The organism is Amycolatopsis orientalis DSM 40040 = KCTC 9412 (assembly GCF_000478275.1).
Lineage (GTDB): Bacteria > Actinomycetota > Actinomycetes > Mycobacteriales > Pseudonocardiaceae > Amycolatopsis > Amycolatopsis orientalis.
In genome coordinates this window covers 56,775-73,757 of the sequence record NZ_ASJB01000028.1, presented here as the reverse complement: position 1 = coordinate 73,757, position 16,983 = coordinate 56,775, and the positions used below count along the sequence as shown (strand labels likewise).

At 69.5% G+C, this 16,983-nt stretch carries 23 protein-coding genes; 17 read left to right on the top strand and 6 right to left on the bottom strand.

What is annotated here, in order from left to right; translation table 11 throughout:
- The first annotated feature begins 9 nt into the window (after window positions 1-9).
- From L324_RS06955 to L324_RS06920, 8 genes are all read left to right on the top strand, one after another.
- Window positions 10-969 carry a sphingomyelin phosphodiesterase gene (locus L324_RS06955; RefSeq protein WP_037305160.1) on the top strand — a complete coding sequence of 320 codons (960 nt, stop codon included), beginning with the start codon at window positions 10-12 and terminating at the stop codon, window positions 967-969.
- 34 nt (window positions 970-1,003) lie between these two features.
- Window positions 1,004-2,308 carry an MFS transporter gene (locus L324_RS06950; RefSeq protein ID WP_037305158.1) on the top strand — a complete coding sequence of 435 codons (1,305 nt, stop codon included), beginning with the start codon at window positions 1,004-1,006 and terminating at the stop codon, window positions 2,306-2,308.
- Window positions 2,305-3,705, top strand: a complete 1,401-nt coding sequence (locus L324_RS06945) for a pyridoxal phosphate-dependent decarboxylase family protein (RefSeq protein ID WP_037305157.1) — start codon at window positions 2,305-2,307, stop codon at window positions 3,703-3,705. Before L324_RS06950 ends, L324_RS06945 begins: the two co-directional genes overlap by 4 nt.
- A 75-nt stretch (window positions 3,706-3,780) precedes the next feature.
- A complete protein-coding gene (locus L324_RS06940) occupies window positions 3,781-4,212 on the top strand; it encodes an SRPBCC domain-containing protein (protein ID WP_037305156.1) in 432 nt (143 codons plus the stop codon).
- A complete protein-coding gene (locus L324_RS06935; RefSeq protein WP_037305155.1) occupies window positions 4,202-4,537 on the top strand; it encodes an ArsR/SmtB family transcription factor in 336 nt (111 codons plus the stop codon). Before L324_RS06940 ends, L324_RS06935 begins: the two co-directional genes overlap by 11 nt.
- Complete coding sequence (locus tag L324_RS06930) at window positions 4,534-4,995, top strand: SRPBCC family protein (RefSeq protein ID WP_037305154.1); 462 nt, start codon at window positions 4,534-4,536, stop codon at window positions 4,993-4,995. The genes L324_RS06935 and L324_RS06930 overlap by 4 nt, the downstream gene beginning before the upstream one ends.
- Window positions 4,992-5,678: a DUF899 domain-containing protein gene (locus L324_RS06925; protein ID WP_037305151.1), complete on the top strand. Its 687-nt coding sequence runs from the start codon at window positions 4,992-4,994 to the stop codon at window positions 5,676-5,678. The genes L324_RS06930 and L324_RS06925 overlap by 4 nt, the downstream gene beginning before the upstream one ends.
- A 162-nt stretch (window positions 5,679-5,840) precedes the next feature.
- A complete protein-coding gene (locus tag L324_RS06920; RefSeq protein ID WP_037305149.1) occupies window positions 5,841-6,137 on the top strand; it encodes a hypothetical protein in 297 nt (98 codons plus the stop codon).
- 68 nt (window positions 6,138-6,205) lie between these two features.
- Here L324_RS06920 and L324_RS06915 read toward each other — a convergent pair whose 3' ends face one another.
- Genes L324_RS06915 through mrf form a run of 4 tightly spaced genes read right to left on the bottom strand, consistent with a single transcriptional unit; the run spans window position 6,206 to window position 8,968 of the window.
- Window positions 6,206-7,306: a GTP-binding protein gene (locus L324_RS06915; protein WP_037305148.1), complete on the bottom strand. Its 1,101-nt coding sequence runs from the start codon at window positions 7,304-7,306 to the stop codon at window positions 6,206-6,208.
- The gene (rpmF, locus tag L324_RS06910; protein WP_005149940.1) at window positions 7,303-7,461 is read right to left on the bottom strand and encodes a 50S ribosomal protein L32; all 159 of its coding nucleotides are present in this window, start codon (window positions 7,459-7,461) and stop codon (window positions 7,303-7,305) included. The genes L324_RS06915 and rpmF overlap by 4 nt, the downstream gene beginning before the upstream one ends.
- The gene (locus L324_RS06905) at window positions 7,461-7,718 is read right to left on the bottom strand and encodes a type B 50S ribosomal protein L31 (protein ID WP_005149945.1); all 258 of its coding nucleotides are present in this window, start codon (window positions 7,716-7,718) and stop codon (window positions 7,461-7,463) included. The genes rpmF and L324_RS06905 overlap by 1 nt, the downstream gene beginning before the upstream one ends.
- Window positions 7,715-8,968 (bottom strand): ribosome hibernation factor-recruiting GTPase MRF, encoded by a 1,254-nt coding sequence (gene mrf, locus L324_RS06900; RefSeq protein ID WP_037305146.1) that lies wholly within the window; start codon window positions 8,966-8,968, stop codon window positions 7,715-7,717. Before mrf ends, L324_RS06905 begins: the two co-directional genes overlap by 4 nt.
- Before the next feature lie 84 nt (window positions 8,969-9,052).
- Here mrf and rpmB point away from each other — a divergent pair, with 84 nt between their 5' ends.
- From rpmB to cobA, 6 genes are all read left to right on the top strand, one after another.
- A complete protein-coding gene (rpmB, locus tag L324_RS06895) occupies window positions 9,053-9,289 on the top strand; it encodes a 50S ribosomal protein L28 (protein ID WP_005149951.1) in 237 nt (78 codons plus the stop codon).
- Complete coding sequence (gene rpmG / locus L324_RS06890) at window positions 9,289-9,456, top strand: 50S ribosomal protein L33 (RefSeq protein WP_005149953.1); 168 nt, start codon at window positions 9,289-9,291, stop codon at window positions 9,454-9,456. The genes rpmB and rpmG overlap by 1 nt, the downstream gene beginning before the upstream one ends.
- Window positions 9,456-9,761, top strand: a complete 306-nt coding sequence (gene rpsN / locus L324_RS06885) for a 30S ribosomal protein S14 (RefSeq protein ID WP_037305145.1) — start codon at window positions 9,456-9,458, stop codon at window positions 9,759-9,761. The genes rpmG and rpsN overlap by 1 nt, the downstream gene beginning before the upstream one ends.
- 5 nt (window positions 9,762-9,766) lie before the next feature.
- Complete coding sequence (gene rpsR / locus L324_RS06880) at window positions 9,767-10,006, top strand: 30S ribosomal protein S18 (protein ID WP_438938441.1); 240 nt, start codon at window positions 9,767-9,769, stop codon at window positions 10,004-10,006.
- Window positions 10,007-10,070: 64 nt separating this feature from the next.
- Entirely contained in the window at window positions 10,071-10,478 is a 408-nt protein-coding gene (locus L324_RS06875) for an ankyrin repeat domain-containing protein (protein WP_037305142.1), read from the top strand.
- 54 nt (window positions 10,479-10,532) lie between these two features.
- Complete coding sequence (gene cobA / locus L324_RS06870) at window positions 10,533-11,768, top strand: uroporphyrinogen-III C-methyltransferase (RefSeq protein WP_037305141.1); 1,236 nt, start codon at window positions 10,533-10,535, stop codon at window positions 11,766-11,768.
- On the opposite strand, the gene L324_RS06865 is transcribed toward cobA, so the two are convergent.
- A complete protein-coding gene (locus L324_RS06865; RefSeq protein WP_051173707.1) occupies window positions 11,738-12,298 on the bottom strand; it encodes a GNAT family N-acetyltransferase in 561 nt (186 codons plus the stop codon). The two genes, cobA and L324_RS06865, sit on opposite strands and share 31 nt — an antisense overlap.
- Window positions 12,288-13,175 (bottom strand): alpha/beta fold hydrolase, encoded by an 888-nt coding sequence (locus L324_RS06860; RefSeq protein WP_037305140.1) that lies wholly within the window; start codon window positions 13,173-13,175, stop codon window positions 12,288-12,290. The genes L324_RS06865 and L324_RS06860 overlap by 11 nt, the downstream gene beginning before the upstream one ends.
- A gap of 130 nt (window positions 13,176-13,305) precedes the next feature.
- Here L324_RS06860 and L324_RS06855 point away from each other — a divergent pair, with 130 nt between their 5' ends.
- The 3 genes from L324_RS06855 (at window position 13,306) to L324_RS06845 (ending at window position 16,816) form a co-directional block, all read left to right on the top strand.
- Entirely contained in the window at window positions 13,306-14,148 is an 843-nt protein-coding gene (locus L324_RS06855) for a crotonase/enoyl-CoA hydratase family protein (RefSeq protein ID WP_037305139.1), read from the top strand.
- A gap of 39 nt (window positions 14,149-14,187) precedes the next feature.
- On the top strand, window positions 14,188-15,885 hold the full coding sequence (locus tag L324_RS06850; protein ID WP_037305138.1) for an AMP-binding protein: 1,698 nt from the start codon (window positions 14,188-14,190) through the stop codon (window positions 15,883-15,885).
- 172 nt (window positions 15,886-16,057) lie between these two features.
- The gene (locus L324_RS06845; RefSeq protein WP_037305136.1) at window positions 16,058-16,816 is read left to right on the top strand and encodes a D-Ala-D-Ala carboxypeptidase family metallohydrolase; all 759 of its coding nucleotides are present in this window, start codon (window positions 16,058-16,060) and stop codon (window positions 16,814-16,816) included.
- Window positions 16,817-16,983 lie beyond the last annotated feature (167 nt).

Here is a 16,983-nt window from a genome sequence, read left to right as displayed (position 1 = left end):
GGGTCTTCTGTGCGGAAGCTCGCCGTACTCGCCATCGCCGCCGCCCTGTTCGCCGGATCCGCCGTCCCCGCGCAAGCCGCGGTTTCGGTGAAGGTCATGGCGTTCAACATCTGGCAGCTCCCGTGGATCGCCAGTCCGAACACCTCGGACAAACAGGCCAGGGCCCGCGCCGCCGAGGCCGTCATCCGCGCGAACGACGCCGACGTCGTCGTCCTCGACGAGGCGTTCAGCGCCCAGGCGGAGGAGCTGCGGAACCGGCTGAAGGACGTCTGGCCGTACCAGACGCCGCTCGTCGGCCAGTACTGCACGACGTCGCCGGGCTGGACCACGGTGAACGGGAACTGCTCGAATTCCCCCATCGTGGTCAACGGCGGGGTGACCGTGCTGAGCAAGGCGCCGGTGACCGAGAAGCACCAGCTGGTCTTCGGCAATTCCTACTCCGGCACGGCGGATTACCTGTCCAACAAGGGAGCCGCGCTCGCCCGGCTCGTCGTGAACGGGAAACCGCTCTGGATCGCGGGCACCCATATGCAGGCCGACGAGGGACCGGAGACGCTGCCGAAGGCGCATGACGTCCGGATGGCGCAGCTCGGCGAGATCCGGGACCTGGTCACGAAATACGCGCCCGCCACTGAGCCGGTCGTCGTGGCAGGCGACCTCAACATCGAGTACTGGGCGGGACAAACGCGCAAGGACTCCCTCGGCCGGACCCAGATCCAGCAGGGTGAGGCCTTCCTCGATGGTGTCCTCCGTACCGCGGGCGAAGGCGCGTACACCTTCGACGCGGTGACCAACCCGCAGGCCGCGAAGTCCGTCCCGGCGACCTACCGCGACTCGCTCGACTACGTCGGAGCCGTGCGGGCCGGCGGCCGTCCACTCGCCGCTGTCGGCCCGGTACAGCTCGTGCATTACGACGGTGGCACGATTCCCTCCGACCACTACCCGGTGGTGGCCAAGATCCAATACTGAGGCCTTCATCGGGAGAATCGCCTCGAGGAGGATCATGGCAGCCCTGCCAGCACGGACGAGGTATCGCTACTCGCTCGGCTCGTTCGTCACCGGCGCCTTCGGCACGGTTCCCGGCCTGCTCCTCCTGAAGTACCTCACCGACACGATGGCCGTCCCGGCGGGTGTGGCCGGCGTGATCGTGTTCGTTCCCAAGGCGTGGGACGTGCTGTTCAACCCGATCGCGGGACGGCTTTCGGACGCGGACATGGTCCGCACCGGCAGCCGACGCCGATTCCTGCTCTACGGCGGCATCGGCGTCTCGGTCCTCTTCGCGGCGCTGTTCGCGCACCCCGGCTTCGGCGACCCGGTGCCCGACGCGATCTACGTCGTCGTCGCGTTCCTGTTGTGCGCCACCGCGTACGCGTTCTTCCAGGTGCCGTTCAACGCACTGCCCGCCGAGCTGACCGACTCGGCCGAGGAACGCACGAAGCTGACCAGCGTCCGGATCGGCTTCCTCGCGGTCGCCATCCTGGTCTCCGGCGGCGGCGCGCCCGCGATCACCGACCTCGTCGGCGGTATCGCCGGGTACCGGCTGATGGGCGTGTTCATCGCCGTGATCATCCTGCTCGCGACGCTCGGCGTGTACTTCGGCCTGAAGGACGCCCCCGTCGGCGCCCTGCGGCCGAACACGGTGAGCCCGCGCGAGCTGCTCCGGACGCTGGCGCAGTGGCGGCCGTTCCGCTGGCTGCTCGGGGTCTATTTCATCCAGGCCCTCGGGATCGGCACGGTGCTGGCCGCGATCCCGTTCTTCGCCGAGCGGATCCTCGGCAGCTCCGGCTATTCGACGGTCCTGTTCGTCGGTTTCGTCGGCCCGGCCCTGCTGACCATGCCCCTGTGGCCGAGGCTCGGCGCGAGCCTCGGGAAGCTCGCCGGTTTCCGCATCGCCACCGCCGCGTTCGGCGTCGGCCTGCTGGGGCTGCTCGGCGCCCAGGTGTTCCCGTTCGCGGTCACGATGGTGTTCGTCGCCTTCTGCGGCGTCGGGTACGCGGGGATCTCGGTGTTCCCGCTGGCGATCCTGCCGGATCTGATCAGCGACGAGGAGGAGCGGACCGGGGAGACCAGGGCCGGGGTCGCCGCCGGGGTCTGGACCGCGTCGGAGACGCTGGGGCTGGCGCTCGGGCCGGGGTTGTGGGGGCTGGTGCTGCAGTTCGGCGGGTACCAGTCCAGTCTCGACGCCAAGGCCGCGCAGCCGGACAGCGCGCTCACGGCGATCCTGCTCGGCGCGTCGATCCTCCCGGCCGTGCTGATCGTGCTGGGCATCCCGTTGCTCCGGAAGTCGGTGCTGGAGCGCCGGTCGTGACCGCCGAGGACGTCCTGAGGGAACTGCGGGAACTGCGCGCGGGCGATCTGCCGACGCACGGCGGCCGGACGCTCGCCTATGTCTACGACAGCGGTCTGTCCGAAGTGGACGAACTCGGCGCGGCGGCGCACGCGCTGGCGTCGTCGGCCAACGGCCTCGACCCCACCGCGTTCCCCAGCCTGCTGCGGATGGAGAACGACCTCGTCGGCACCGCCGCGCGGCTGCTGGGCGGCACGGCGGAGACGGTCGGCTCGGTGACCTCGGGCGGTACGGAGTCGTGCATGCTCGCGGTGCTGGCCGCCCGCGACGCGCGGCCGGAGGTGACGTCGCCGAGCATCGTGCTGCCCACGACGGCGCACGCCGCGTTCCACAAGGCGGCGCATTTCTTCGGTGTCCGCGTGCTTCCGGTGCCGGTCGATCCGGTGACCTTCCGCGCGGTTCCCGGGGCGATGGCCGCCGCCGTCGACGACACCACGGTGCTCGTCGTCGCGAGCGCGCCGTCGTATGCCCACGGCGTCCTCGACCCCATCCCGGAGATCGCGGCGCTGCTGGACGGCGTCCGGTTCCATGTGGACGCCTGCATCGGCGGCTGGGTCCTGCCGTATCTGGGGCTCGGCCCGTTCGGCTTCGACGTCCCCGGCGTCACCAGTGTCTCGGTGGACCTGCACAAATACGCCTACTGCCCGAAAGGCGTGTCGGTTCTCTTGCACGCCAACGCCGGACTGCGGCGCACGCAGTACTTCGCCAGCGCCGACTGGCCCGGCTACACGATGCTCAACACCACGCTGCAGAGCACGCGGTCCGGTGGCCCGCTCGCCGCGGCGTGGGCGGTCGTGCGTCATCTCGGCGACGAGGGGTACGTGAAGCTGGCTTCGGCCGCGCGTGAGGCGGCCGTGGAGATTCGCGCCGGCATCGAGGCGCTGGACGGGCTGCGCGTCCTCGGCGATCCGGTGTCGACGCTGCTCGCGTTCACCGTGGACGCCGACGCGGGTTTCGACCTGTTCACCGTCGCGGACGAGATGCGTGAGCGCGGCTGGTACGTCCAGCCCCAGTTCGCCCACGAGTCGTCGCCCGCGAACCTGCACCTGACCGTGACGGCCGCGAACCGTGGGAGCGAGAAGGCCTTCCTGGCCGATCTCGCCGCTTCCGTGGCGGCCGCCCGCGAGTCGGGCCCGGTCGTCGTCGACCCGACGGTGGCGGAGTTCGTCGGCGCCTTGGATCCCGGGACGCTGACTCCGGAACAGTTCGCCGGGCTCTTGGCGGCGGCGGGCCTCGGATACGGTGCCGGATTGCCTTCGCGGATGGCGGAGATCAACGCACTGCTGGCCGCCGCGCCCGGCTCGCTGCGGGAACGGCTGCTGCTGGAGTTCCTCGGCGCGCTGTACACGGCCTCCTGAGTCGCCCTTGACGCAATCAGTCGGTTGCTATACAAAGTTATAGCAACCGACTGATTGCTACTTGAGGAGGCCGTCATGGGATTCCCCGACCGCATCGAACGCACCGTCGAGATCGCCCATCCGCCCGCCAAGGTCTGGGCCGCGCTGACCACGGCCGAGGGACTGGGCACCTGGTTCGGGAACCAGGCGACCATCGACCTGCGGCCCGGCGGCGACGCCGAGATGAAGTGGGACAACGGGCACAAGGCGAACATGCGCGTCGAACGCGTCGAAGAGCCGGAGATCTTCGGCTTCACCTGGCAGATCTACGGCCTGCCCGACGACGACCCCCGCCGGACCTACGTCGAGTTCACCCTCGAACCGGTCGGTGCGGGCACCCGCCTCACGGTCGTCGAGAGCGGCTTCTCGCAGCTTCCGGACGAAGCCCACCGCGTCGCGTTCGAAGGGAACACGAAGGGGTGGGCGGCCGAGTTGGGCGAACTGATCGAATACCTCGATGCCGCCTGACACCGAAGCGATCGCCGAGCAGGTCTTCGTCGCACTGGCCGACCCGAGCAGGCGGAGCATCCTCGCCACGCTCGCCGCGGGCGGCCCCGCCACGGCGACCGATCTCGCCGAGCGCCTGCCCATCACCCGGCAGGCCATCGCCAAGCACCTCGCCCTGCTCACCGACGCCGGACTGGTGACCCCGGAACAGGGGGAGCGGCGCCGCGTGCGCTACCGGCTGCGCTCGGCCCCGATGCAGGTCGCCCAGCAGTTCCTGGCGGCGCTGGCCCGCGACTGGGACGGCCCGCTCGCCGCCTTGAAAGACCATCTGGAGGGATCATCATGAGCTTCACGACGAGTTTCACCGTCGACCAGACGCCGCGGCAGGTCTACGACGCCTTCACCGACGTCCGCGGCTGGTGGTCGGAAGAGGTCGACGGCGGCACGGTGCGCGTCGGCGACGAGTTCGACTACCACTACCAAGAGGTCCACCGCTGCCGGATGCGGATCACGGAGTCCGAGCCTGGCCGCAAGGTCTCGTGGCTGGTCCTCGAAAACCACTTGGACTTCACCCGGGACGAGACCGAATGGGTCGGCACCACGATCACGTTCGAGATCACCGAGAAGGACGGCAAGACCGAAGCGCGCTTCACGCATCACGGCCTGGTGCCGGAGTACGAATGCTTCGAGGTGTGTCACAAGGCGTGGACGTTCTACGTCGGCACCAGCCTGCGCGCGCTGATCACCACCGGCGAGGGGCGGCCGAACCGGCAAAGCGTGCTGCCCGCGGAGCTGGCGCGATGAAGACGGTCACCCCGGCGGAATGGGAAGAAGCGCGGCTTCGCCTGCTGGTGAAGGAAAAAGAGCTGACCCGCGCCCGTGACGCGCTCGCCGCCGAGCGCCGCCGGATGCCCTGGGTCGCGGTCGAAAAGCCGTACGAGTTCGAGGGACCGTCCGGAAAGGTGAGCCTGCTCGACCTGTTCGAGGGACGCCGTCAGCTGATCGTCTACCGGGCGTTCTTCGATCCCGGGGTGGACGGTTTCCCCGAACACGCCTGCAAAGGCTGCTCGCTGGTGGCCGACCAGGTCGCGCACGTCGCCCACCTGAACGCCCGCGACACCACCCTGGCCTTCGCCTCACGCGGATCGCAGGCGGATCTCGCGCGGCTGAAGAAGCGGATGGGCTGGACGATGCCGTGGTACACGATCGCCGGTGATTTCGACGTCGATTTCGGTGTCCGCGAATGGCACGGCACCAACGCCTTCATCCGCGAGGGTGACCAGGTGTTCCGGACGTACTTCGTCAACGATCGCGGCGACGAGGCGATGGGGAGCACCTGGAGCTACCTCGACATCACCGCGCTGGGGCGCCAGGAGGAGTGGGAGGACTCGCCGGAGGGGTACCCGCAGACCCCGGCGTACGCGTGGTGGAACTGGCACGACGCCTACGAAGGTGCCGCGCCCGCCGGTGGCTGCTGCTCGTCCTGAACTGCCCGCGTTTCGTCCTCTGGATGCGGTGCTTGCACGCGCAACTACCGCATCCAGAGGACGAAACGCGCGGATACTCGGTCGGGTGAGAGCGCTGCCGGGCGCGAAAACCGGTGCTACGGTCCGCCTGATCAGGCAAGATCGATCAGGAAGGATCCGGTGATGACCGCCGCGCACACCGAACACGCCGGCCATACGCACGCCCACGGCGAAGGATGCGGCCACGTCGCCGTGCCCCACGGCGACCACGTCGACTACGTGCACGAAGGTCACCTGCACCGCGCTCACGACGGACACTACGACGAGTGCGAGGCCGGCGCCCACGTCCCGCATCAGGGCCACGACCACGCCCACGGCGAGGGCTGCGGCCATGTCGCCGTCCCGCATGGCGACCACGTCGACTACCTGCACGACGGTCACCGCCACGCCGTGCACGGGGACCACTACGACGACCACTGACCGCGCGCGTGTGTCATGAGGGGTCCCTATAGGACGAGATCCGTCCTATAGGGACCCCTCATGACACTTCAGTGGACGTGCACCGCCTCCCACTCCGGGAACGGATCCACCCCGGCGAAGTCCACACTGGACAGACACGACCGAAGCGCGTCATGCAGAGCGTCCTTCTCCAGTCCCACCCCGATGAACACGAGTTCCTGCCTCGGCGCGTCCTCGACGCCCTGCGGCTCGAACCGCGCGACCGACCCGGCCTGCGACCACAGCCCGGTCACCCCGGGCCGCGACGCCAGGGAGAAGAACCCCTTCGACCGCAGGACGGTCCCGTACTCGCCGGAATCGAGCCGCTCGACGAAATCCCACAACCGTTCCGGATCGAAGGCCCGCCCGGAGCGGAAGACGACACTGGAGATCCCGTACTCCTCGGTCTCCGGAACGTGATCACCGTTGAGTTCGGCCACCCAGCCGGGCGCCTCCTGTGCCCGCTCGACGTCGTAACGCCCGGTGCCGAGCAGCCGCTCCAGCGGAACCCGGCCGTGCGTCGAGACGACCACTTCCGCGGCGGGGTTCAGCCGTCGCAGCACCGCTGTCAGCCGTTCGAGGGACGAGGCCGGGACGAGATCCGCCTTGTTCAGCAGGAGGACGTCGGCGAACTCGATCTGGTCCATCAGCAAGTCGCTGACCGTCCGCTCGTCGCCCTCGTACTGGTCCAGTTCGCGTTCGGTCAGCGCGTCACCCGAAGCCAGTTCCCGTTCGAAGTTCACCGCGTCGACCACGGTCACCATCGTGTCGAGACGCGCGGTGTCCAGCAGGGTGGCGCCGTCCTCGCGGGCGAACGAGAACGTCGCCGCCACGGGCATCGGCTCGGAGATCCCGCTCGATTCGATGAGCAGGTAGTCGAACCGGCCGTCCGCGCAGAGCCGCGAGACCTCTTCCAGCAGGTCGTCGCGCAGGGTGCAGCAGATGCATCCGTTGGTCATCTCGACGAGCCGCTCTTCGGTGCGGGACAGGCTGTTGCCGTCCCGCACCAGCGCGGCGTCGATGTTGACCTCGCTCATGTCGTTGACGATCACCGCGACCCGCAGTCCTTCGCGGTTGGCGAGGACGTGGTTGAGCACGGTCGTCTTCCCCGCGCCGAGGAACCCGGACAGCACCGTGACCGGCGTCGTCATTCCCCACCCTGATGGAAGTGCTTCATCAGCTTGCGGGGCACCAGTTTCGTCTCGCCGTTCACCTTGATCGGCACCAGGTCCGGCACGGCGGCCTTCCACTGCGAGCGCCGGGACCGGGTGTTGCTGCGCGACATCTTCCGCTTCGGGACGGCCATTACTTCGAACCTCCACGACGGCCGTAGCGGCGGTGGAACTTCTCGACCTGGCCCGCGCTGTCCATGATCCGCTGGTTGCCGGTCCAGAACGGATGCGACCACGAGCTGATCTCGACGTTCACCACCGGATAGGTGTTGCCGTCGGTCCATTCGATGGTCTGCTCGGAGGTGGCGGTGGACCGCGTCAGGAAGGCGTCCCCGGTGGAGAGGTCCTTGAACACCACCGGGTGGTAGTCGGGGTGGATACCTGGTTTCACTGCGTTTCGTCCTTTCGGTTCGACACGTTCACGTCGTGCTTCTCGGGGTCGATTTCCGTGTCCTCACACGGTTCTTCGTGCCATTCGCCGAACGGATCCGGGTAGCGGAGCCATTCCCGCTCACCGGCGGCGAGTTCCCCGTCGGTCAGCAGCGCCCCGCGCAGGGCGGCCTCGACCTCGTCGGGGGTGGCCTGATCGGTGACGACGACGAGTTCCTGCGCACGGTCGCCGAACACCGGGTCCCAGCGCAGGGAGGCGAGCGTGCGGCGTTCGGGGGAGACGTCGGCCCAGTCCGGTCCGCCGTCGGCGGCGAGCCACGGGCCCGCGTGCCCGACACCGAGGCCACCGCCCGCCGACTCGATCCAGAGCGCCATGTCCGGCTGGCTCGCCACCCAGAGCCGTCCCCGGCTCCGGACGACGCCGTCGAGCAGTACGTCGATCGCGTCGTGCAGGCGCTCCGGGTGGAACGGCCGTTGCGCGGTGAAGGTGAGCAGCCCGATCCCGCAGTCGGTGTGCAACGGCGGTTCCCCGTACAGCAGCGGTCCGTGCATGTCGGTGACCTCACCGCGCCGGGCGCCGGGCGGGACGGCGCCGAGCACGGTCGCGCCGTCCACTTCGGACAGTTCGATCCGGGGGATCGACGGCGCGACCCGGTCGAGGACGGCCGACGCCTTCGCCGCGGACCAGGCGTCGGTCGCCGCGCCGGCCAGGACGAGCAGGTCGGCGAACTCGACCTGGGCCAGCGCGACCTGGGCGACGGTGCGCTCGTCCTCGGGGCTGGCCTGGATGTTCCGTTCGGCCAGCGTTTCGTCGCCGGTGGCGTCGGTCAGCCAGCTCTCGCAGTCGACGACGGCGAGCACGGCCTGGAGATCGACGTCCTCGATCACCGGGCTGTCGCCGACGAGGACGTTCCGCAGCGCCCAGCTCACCGGCTCGGGCTCCATGGCCTCGTCGAGCCGGACCACGATCCGCCGCACCTGCGGCATCCGCGCAAGCTTGCGCAGCAGCGGCAGCAGGTCTTCGCGCAGTGTGCACGACACGCAGCCGTGCGCCAGTTCGAGGATCGTCAGCTGGTCGCCGTCGCCGAGCCGGATCCGCCGCTTGACCACTCCGGAGTGGATCTGCCTCAGGTCGTGATGCACGACGGCGGTGCCGGGCTCGGCAAGGCGCAGCCGCTCGGCGAGGTCGGCGTTCGGTCCCGGTGCGAGGCCACCGATCAGGACGAGGGGCACGCGGGGGTTGTCGGTCACTGAAGCTCCGGGGCGTCGAGGGCGTTCTGGTTCGGCTGTGTAGAGTAAATGAAAACGACAACCGATATCAACTTGGGAGGGTGCATGTCAGCCGTGTGCCAGGTCACCGGCCGCAAACCGGGCTACGGGAAGCAGGTGTCGCACTCGCATCGGCGCACGTCCCGGCGCTGGGAGCCGAACCTGCAGGCCAAGCGGTACTTCGTGCCGAGCGAGGGGCGCTGGGTCCGGCTGCGGGTCTCGGTGAAGGGCATGAAGACCATCGACAAGCGGGGGATCGAGGCCGTGGTGGCCGAACTCCGCGCGAAAGGGGTGAAGCTCTGATGGCCAAGAGCACCGACATCCGGCCGATCATCAAGCTCCGCTCGACGGCCGGGACCGGCTACACGTACGTCACGAAGAAGAACCGCCGCAACGACCCGGACCGCATGGTGCTGCGCAAGTACGACCCGGTCGCGCGCAAGCACGTCGAGTTCAAGGAGGAGCGCTGATGGCCAAGAAGTCCAAGATCGCCAAGAACGAGCAGCGCAAGGTGATCGCCGCGCGCCACGTCGAGCGACGGCGTGCGCTGAAGGCCACCATCGCCTCGCCTTCCGCGTCCCCCGAGGAGAAGGCGGCCGCGGTGTCGGCGCTGCAGGCGATGCCGCGGGACGCCAGCGCGACCCGGATCCGCAACCGTGACACCGCCGACGGGCGCCCCCGCGGCTACCTGCGGAAATTCGGGCTCTCGCGGGTCCGGATGCGCCAGATGGCGCACAACGGCGAGCTGCCCGGCGTCACGAAGTCGAGCTGGTGAGCGCCATGGCACGACCGACGCGGGACCGCCCCCTCAAGCGCAAGACGAACCTGTTGCACGCCAACAAGATCACCGAGGTCGACTGGAAGGACGCCGATCTGCTGCGGAAGTTCATCTCCGACCGGGGCAAGATCCGTGCCCGCCGGGTCACCGGGCTGACGCCCCGGCAGCAGAAACAGGTCGCCACGGCGATCAAGAACGCCCGTGAGATGGCGTTGCTTCCCTATCCCAACGCGGGCCGCTGAGGCATGGAGTCCGGGCGGTGTTCACGCGCCGCCCGGACGGCGGTTCCTGTGGAAGAATCGCCGTATGACTGCGAACCCCGGGCAGCCCGAGGAATTCGACCCCGAACTGCTCGCGCTGTGGGCGAAGGTGTTCGGTTACGCCAGGGCCGGCGCGACGGCCGATCTCGTCGCGTACGTCGACGCGGGTGTCTCGGCGAATCTGACCAACGACCGTGGCGACACACTCGTCATGCTCGCCGCCTATCACGGTCACGCGGAGACCGTCGCGGCGCTGATCGAGCGCGGCGCCGATCCGAACCGCGCGAACGACCGAGGTCAGAGCCCGCTCGCCGGCGCGGTCTTCAAGAACGAGCCCGGCGTCGTGAAAGCGCTCCTCGCGGGCGGTGCGGACCCGGCGGCGGGGGAGCCGTCGGCGATCGACGCGGCCAAGATGTTCGGCAACACCGAGCTGCTGACCCTGCTGGAACGCTGAGGCGGTTCTCACTCGGATCGCGGTCCGGGCCACTGAATCCTTACACTGCCCCGCATGGATGACCCGCATTACCTCTCCGGCCTCGACCTGGCCGGCCGTCGTGTCGTGATGATCGGTGGCGGGACGGTCGCCCAGCGCCGCCTGCCGCGGTTGATCGGCGCCGGCGCGCGGGTCGAACTGGTCTCACCGCATACGACGCCGTCGGTGAGCGCCATGGCCGACGCGGGGGAGATCGTCTGGCACGAGCGCCGCTACACCGAGGGCGACCTCGCCGACGCCTGGTACGCGCTGGCCTGCACGAACGACCCCGAGGTCAACGCCGCCGTCTGCGCCGAAGCCGAACGCGCGCGGGTGTTCTGCGTCCGCGCCGACGACGGAGACCTCGGCAGCGCCGTCACCCCGGCTTCGGGCAGGCACGGCGGCCTCCTGGTCGGCGTCCTTTCCGGCGGGGAGCCGCTGCGGTCGGCGTCCGTCCGGGACAGCATCCTCGACGGCCTCCGGGCGGGCACCGTCGCCGACGGCCGCGTGCCGGACGCCCACGACGACCTTCCCGGTGTCGCGCTGGTGGGCGGCGGCCCCGGCGATCCGGAGCTGATCACCGTCCGCGGCCGCCGTCTCCTCGCCAGGGCCGACGTCGTCGTCGCCGACCGGCTGGCCCCGCGCGAACTGCTCGACGAACTCTCGCCCGACGTCGAGATCGTCGACGCCGCGAAGATCCCCTACGGCCGCGCCGCCAGCCAGGACGTGATCAACTCCACGCTGATCGAGCGGGCCAAGGCGGGCAAGTTCGTCGTCCGGCTCAAGGGTGGCGACCCGTACCTGTTCGGCCGCGGCTTCGAAGAGGTCCTCGCCTGCGCCGAAGCGGGCATCCCGGTGACGATGGTCCCCGGCATCACGAGCGCGTTCTCCGTCCCCGCCGCGGCGGACGTCCCGGTGACCCACCGTGGCGTCGCCCACGAGGTCGTGGTGGTGTCCGGCCACGTCGCGCCGGGTGACGAGAAGTCGCTGGTGGACTGGGATCTGCTGGCGAAGATGCGCGGCACCATCGTGCTGATGATGGGCGTCGAGCGGCTCCCGCTGTTCGCGAAGGCGCTCCTGGACGGACGGCCGGGGGACACCCCGGTCGCGATCGTCGAGGACGGCACGATGCGCACGCAGCGGGTTCTTCGATCCACTTTGGACAGTGTGGTCGAGGACGCGGCGGCGGCCGGGGTGCGGCCGCCCGCGGTGATCGTCTTCGGTCCGGTGGCGGGGCTGGCTCAGCCCTCGTGGTCCCCGCCCGCGATGTAGAACCAGTCGGCCCCGTCCTCGCCGGGGGTGTCGAAGTCACTCGCCCTGACCAGACCGGCCCGGAGGGCCACCCGCTGCGACGCCACGTTCTCCGGCCGGACGCGGGCGATCACGAGGTCGTCCGGCCGGTGGGCGCGCACCCAGCCCATCGCCGCCGTCGCGGCCTCGACGGCGTACCCGGAACCCCAGGCGGACGGGAACAACCGGTAGAAGAGGTTCAAGACCGCGTGACGGCCGAAGCCGACGACCTTCACGCCGCAGAACCCCAGCGACTCCGGCGAATCCCGCCGCCGGACCGTCCAGTACCCGAACCCGTACTGGTCCCACTGGTCCGACCAGCGGAGCAGCAGCAGTTCCGCGTCCTCGCGGGTCTCCAGCAGGTCCGACGGGTTGTGCGCACAGGCCTCCGGATCGGTGTGGAGCGCGTAGATCGCGTCGAGGTCTTCGGGCAGGGGACGACGCAAGAGCAGTCGTGCGGTCCGCAGTTCCGTCGCGCCCGGATCCCGGGACGGCTCCGGCTCAGCGGTCATGGCAGCGCGCGGAGAATCCGGCGATCGCCTCGGTCAGCCGACTCGGGTCGAAGCGCAGTTCGACCGGGCTCCTCGCCTGGACGAACTCGGCCGCCGGCATGTCCGCGGCCAGCGTGTCGGCGTCCCCGAACGGATGGATCGGGTCGCGTTCGTGCCCGATGACCAGGGCCGGGGTCTCGATCGTCCGCCGGACCGACTTGGGCGGAGCGATCCGGCCGAAGAGCACGCCGTGCAGGAGTGCGGCCATCGGCGCGGGTTCCTGGGACAGCGTGTCGGTGACGACGTCGACCCACTGGTTGCCGTGCGGGACGAGTTTCGCCGCCAGCGCCACACCCTGCACGGTCACCGGCAGGAACCGGGCGGCCATGAGCAGCGGGGCGAAGGTGATCAGCCCGGCGACGATCGCGTTGTCCAGCACGGGCATCTCGACGACCAGCCCGAGCGCGCGTTCGGGCGCGGCGACGCCCACCTCGAGCGCGACGTTGGCGCCCAGCGACGTCCCGCCGATGACGGCGGCGTCGATCTCCAGGTGGTCGAGGAGAGCGACGGTCTGCTCCGCGAACGCGGGCATCGAGTACAGCCACGAGTCGGTGGGCCGGTCCGAGTCGCCGTGACCGAGCAGGTCCAGCGTCACCGCGCGGAAGCCGGCGCGCGCCAGCTTGCGGGCGAGCGGGGCGTGCATCCGCCGCGTCAGCATGATGCCGTGGGTGAGGACGACCACCCGGTCGCCGGAACCGAACTCGGTGTAGGCGAGCCGGTGCCCCTCATGGGTGAAGGATCCCGACAGCTCGATCGGCCGGGAAGAGCGTTCCCGGTGCCGTCCGGGGATCAGTGCGGGCAGGTCGGCGACCGCGGTGGCACTGCTGGCCGGGCTCATCTCCCACCGTCCTTCGTCGATCGTCGGGGTACTCACCGGTAGTACCCGGTGATACCAGGAAAGCATCTCAGGCCCGCCCGGGCACAGTGGCCGTTGGCAGCCTGTCAATCACATGAGTCAAGATGACCCCATGACCGCTACAGCTGACAGTCTTCCCGATCTCGTTTCGCTCAAGGTGGAGATCGACGGGCACGTCGCCGAAGTGACGCTGCTCGGTCCGTCCAAGGGCAACGCGATGGGCCCCGATTTCTGGCGTGAACTGCCGATCGTCTTCCGCGCCCTCGACGCGGACCCCCAGGTCAGGGCGGTCGTGCTGACCGGCAGCGGGAAGCACTTCTCCTACGGGCTCGACCTGCCCGCGATGATGCCCAGCTGGGGCGAGATGCTCGGCGGCGACGCGCTCGCGGGGCCGCGGACGAAGTTCCTCGACGAGGTCAAGAGCCTGCAGGCGAGCGTGTCCTCGATCGCCGAATGCCGCAAACCGGTCATCGCCGCCATTTCCGGCTGGTGCATCGGCGGCGGTGTCGACGTGATCGCGGCCGCCGACGTCCGCCTGGCGAGCGCGGACGCGAAGTTCAGCGTGCGCGAGGTCAAGGTCGCGATCGTCGCCGACCTCGGCAGCCTGCAGCGGCTCGCGCCGATCATCGGCGAGGGGCACCTGCGCGAACTGGCCTTGACCGGCAAGGACGTCGACGCCGCCCGCGCGGAGAAGATCGGCCTCGTCAACGACGTCTACGCGGACCAGGAGACGCTGCTGGCCGAAGCGCGCGGGATGGCGCGGGAGATCGCCGCCAACCCGCCGCTGGTCGTGCAGGGCACCAAGAACGTGCTGTCGGCCAACACCGAACGCCAGGTCGCCGAAGGCCTGCGCTACGTCTCGGCCTGGAACGCGGCGTTCCTGCCCAGCAAGGACCTCGGCGAGGCCGTGCAGGCCTTCCTCGAGCGGCGCGCGCCCGAGTTCAAGGGAGAGTAGAAAGAACCCGCGGCCACCCGGCGGACCAGGAGGAAGATCGTGAGCGCTTCGGAGGCACACCGCACGTTCCGCGAGGCACGGGACTACCTGCAGGCCCATCGCGAGGACTACGAAACCGCGTATCGGGACTTCACCTGGCCCCGGCCGGCCGAGTTCAACTGGGCGCTGGACTGGTTCGACGTCGTCGCGGCCGATCCGGCCAATCAGGACCGGTACGCGCTGTGGATCGTCGAAGAGGACGGCATCGAGAACCGCTGGACCTATCCGGAGATGGCGCGCCGGTCGGATCAGGTCGCGAACTGGCTGCGCTCGCTCGGCGTGGCCAGGGGCGACCGGCTGATCCTGATGCTGGGCAACCAGGGTGAGCTGTGGCAGACCATCCTCGCCGCGATCAAACTGGGCGCGGTCATCATCCCGGCCTCGACCCTGCTCGGCCCGGCGGACCTCACCGACCGGGTCGAGCGGGGCGCGGCGAAACACGTGGTGATCCGCTCGGTCGACGCGCACAAGTTCGAGAACGTCGCGGGCGACTACACCCGGATCGCCGTCGGTGAACCGGTCGAGGGCTGGCAGTCCTTCGTGGACGCCTACGAGCAGCCGGAGAGCTTCACCCCGGACGGACCGACCGCGGCGGACGACCCGCTCCTGCTGTACTTCACCTCCGGCACGACGGCGAAGCCGAAACTGGTGCAGCACACGCAGGTCTCGTATCCGATCGGCCATCTGTCCACGATGTACTGGATCGGCCTCGAACCGGGCGACGTCCACCTCAACATCTCCTCGCCGGGCTGGGCGAAACACGCGTGGAGCAACGTCTTCGCGCCGTGGAACGCCGAAGCGACGGTGTTCCTCTACAACTACGCGCGGTTCGACGCGGTTTCCCTGATGGCGCAGATGGAACGGTGCGGTATCACCAGTTTCTGCGCACCGCCGACGGTGTGGCGGATGCTGATCCAGGCGGATCTGACCGTGCTGAAGACGCCGCCGCGCAAGGTGGTCGGCGCGGGCGAGCCGCTCAATCCCGAAGTGATCGACCAGGTCGAAAAGGCCTGGGGCGTCACGATCCGCGACGGTTTCGGGCAGACCGAGAGCAGCGTCCAGATCGCCAACACTCCCGGACAGGAGGTCGTGCCGGGGTCGATGGGCCGCCCGCTGCCCGGTTTCACCGTCGCGCTCGTCGACCCGGTTACCGGCGAACGCGCGCGGGAGGGCGAGATCTGCCTCGACCTCGACAAGCGGCCGGTCGGGCTGATGACCGGCTACGCGGACGACGAAGAGCGCTCCGCCGCGGCCTTCGCGAACGGCTTCTACCACACCGGTGACGTGGGCTCGATCGACGAACGCGGCTACATCACCTACGTGGGCCGGACCGACGACGTCTTCAAGGCGTCGGACTACCGGATCTCACCGTTCGAACTGGAAAGTGTCCTGCTGGAACACGAAGCCGTCGCCGAGGCGGCCGTGGTCCCCGCGCCCGACCCGATCCGGCTCGCGGTGCCGAAGGCGTACGTCGTGCTCTCGAACGGCCACGCGCCCACGGCCGAGACGGCGGCGTCCATCCTGGCCTTCTGCCGCGAGAACCTGGCGCCGTACAAGCGGATCCGGCGGCTGGAGTTCGCGGAGCTGCCGAAGACGATCTCCGGCAAGATCCGGCGGGTCGAACTGCGGGGCCGCGAGACCGGCGCCGGCGAACGGCCGCCGGGGGAGTTCCGCGAGGAGGACTTCCCCGCCTCGTGAGCGGTAATGGTGGTTCTGACCGTCATCACCACTCACGAGGCCGGGCACCTCTGTGGGTCGAACGACCCACAGTGCGCCAGGTGAAGACACGTTAGCCTGCTGGGCAGTGAATCGTTGACATCCCGTGGGGGTCACGGGACTCACCTTCCCTGCCTTGAAAGGTGTTCCTGTCATGCGTATTCGTCTTCTGCTGCCCATGCTCGCCCTCGTGGCCGGGCTCGGCACCGCGGTGGCCGCTCCGGCCGCCGCCGATCCGGGCCCGGTGACCGCGGGGGACGTGACCGCCGCCGACGCCTGTTACACCTGGGGACGCACCCTGTCCGAGGGCGCGTCCGGGGACGACGTCCGGCAATTGCAGATCCGGGTCGCCGGTTACCCCGGTTACGGCGGCGTGCTGGCCCTCGACGGCCAGTTCGGCGCGGGCACCAAGGCCGCCGTCACGCGGTTCCAGCAGGCGTACGGGCTGGGCGCCGACGGCGTCGCCGGACCGGCCACGTTCGCGAAGATCTACGAGCTGCAGGACAACGACTGCACGCCGGTCAACTTCACCTACGCCGAACTGAACCAGTGCAACTCGGACTGGTCGGGCGGCAACGTCCCGGCCGCGACGGCGAAGGCCAACGCGCTGGTGTCGATGTGGAAGCTGCAGGCGATGCGGCACGCCATGGGCGACCGGCCGATCGACGTGAACGGCGGCTTCCGCAGTGTCGCCTGCAACAACGCGGTCGGCGGCGCGACGAACAGCCGTCACCTCTACGGGGACGCCGTCGACCTCGGGGCCGGGTCGCAGGGCTTCTGCGGTCTCGCGCGGCAGGCCCGCAACCACGGGTTCAGCGAGATCCTCGGGCCGGGCTACCCGGGCCACGACGATCACACGCATGTGGCGCACCGGTCCAGCCGGTTCTGGTCGGCGTCCTCCTGCGGAATCTGAAACCCGTTGCCAGGGGCGGCACCCGACGTCCCCGGTCGTCCACAAGGGACACAAGCCGAACGACAATGTCCGAGTGACTACCGTCTGACCGGTCGGTGACCGAAGCGAGGTGTGTGGATTCAGGGACGTTCAACGTCCCTGAATCCACACACCCCTCACGAGCGGTA

Bases quoted from the DNA above. Each gene is read 5' to 3' on its own strand.
- L324_RS06950 (WP_037305158.1), top strand. From the start codon at position 1,004: ATGGCAGCCCTGCCAGCACGGACGAGGTATCGCTACTCGCTCGGCTCG.
- L324_RS06940 (WP_037305156.1), top strand. From the start codon at position 3,781: ATGGGATTCCCCGACCGCATCGAACGCACCGTCGAGATCGCCCATCCG.
- L324_RS06935 (WP_037305155.1), top strand. From the start codon at position 4,202: ATGCCGCCTGACACCGAAGCGATCGCCGAGCAGGTCTTCGTCGCACTG.
- L324_RS06930 (WP_037305154.1), top strand. From the start codon at position 4,534: ATGAGCTTCACGACGAGTTTCACCGTCGACCAGACGCCGCGGCAGGTC.
- L324_RS06925 (WP_037305151.1), top strand. From the start codon at position 4,992: ATGAAGACGGTCACCCCGGCGGAATGGGAAGAAGCGCGGCTTCGCCTG.
- L324_RS06920 (WP_037305149.1), top strand. From the start codon at position 5,841: ATGACCGCCGCGCACACCGAACACGCCGGCCATACGCACGCCCACGGC.
- L324_RS06915 (WP_037305148.1), bottom strand. From the start codon at position 7,306: ATGACGACGCCGGTCACGGTGCTGTCCGGGTTCCTCGGCGCGGGGAAG.
- rpmF (WP_005149940.1), bottom strand. From the start codon at position 7,461: ATGGCCGTCCCGAAGCGGAAGATGTCGCGCAGCAACACCCGGTCCCGG.
- rpmB (WP_005149951.1), top strand. From the start codon at position 9,053: ATGTCAGCCGTGTGCCAGGTCACCGGCCGCAAACCGGGCTACGGGAAG.
- rpmG (WP_005149953.1), top strand. From the start codon at position 9,289: ATGGCCAAGAGCACCGACATCCGGCCGATCATCAAGCTCCGCTCGACG.
- rpsN (WP_037305145.1), top strand. From the start codon at position 9,456: ATGGCCAAGAAGTCCAAGATCGCCAAGAACGAGCAGCGCAAGGTGATC.
- rpsR (WP_438938441.1), top strand. From the start codon at position 9,767: ATGGCACGACCGACGCGGGACCGCCCCCTCAAGCGCAAGACGAACCTG.
- L324_RS06875 (WP_037305142.1), top strand. From the start codon at position 10,071: ATGACTGCGAACCCCGGGCAGCCCGAGGAATTCGACCCCGAACTGCTC.
- cobA (WP_037305141.1), top strand. From the start codon at position 10,533: ATGGATGACCCGCATTACCTCTCCGGCCTCGACCTGGCCGGCCGTCGT.
- L324_RS06865 (WP_051173707.1), bottom strand. From the start codon at position 12,298: ATGACCGCTGAGCCGGAGCCGTCCCGGGATCCGGGCGCGACGGAACTG.
- L324_RS06860 (WP_037305140.1), bottom strand. From the start codon at position 13,175: ATGAGCCCGGCCAGCAGTGCCACCGCGGTCGCCGACCTGCCCGCACTG.
- L324_RS06855 (WP_037305139.1), top strand. From the start codon at position 13,306: ATGACCGCTACAGCTGACAGTCTTCCCGATCTCGTTTCGCTCAAGGTG.
- L324_RS06845 (WP_037305136.1), top strand. From the start codon at position 16,058: ATGCGTATTCGTCTTCTGCTGCCCATGCTCGCCCTCGTGGCCGGGCTC.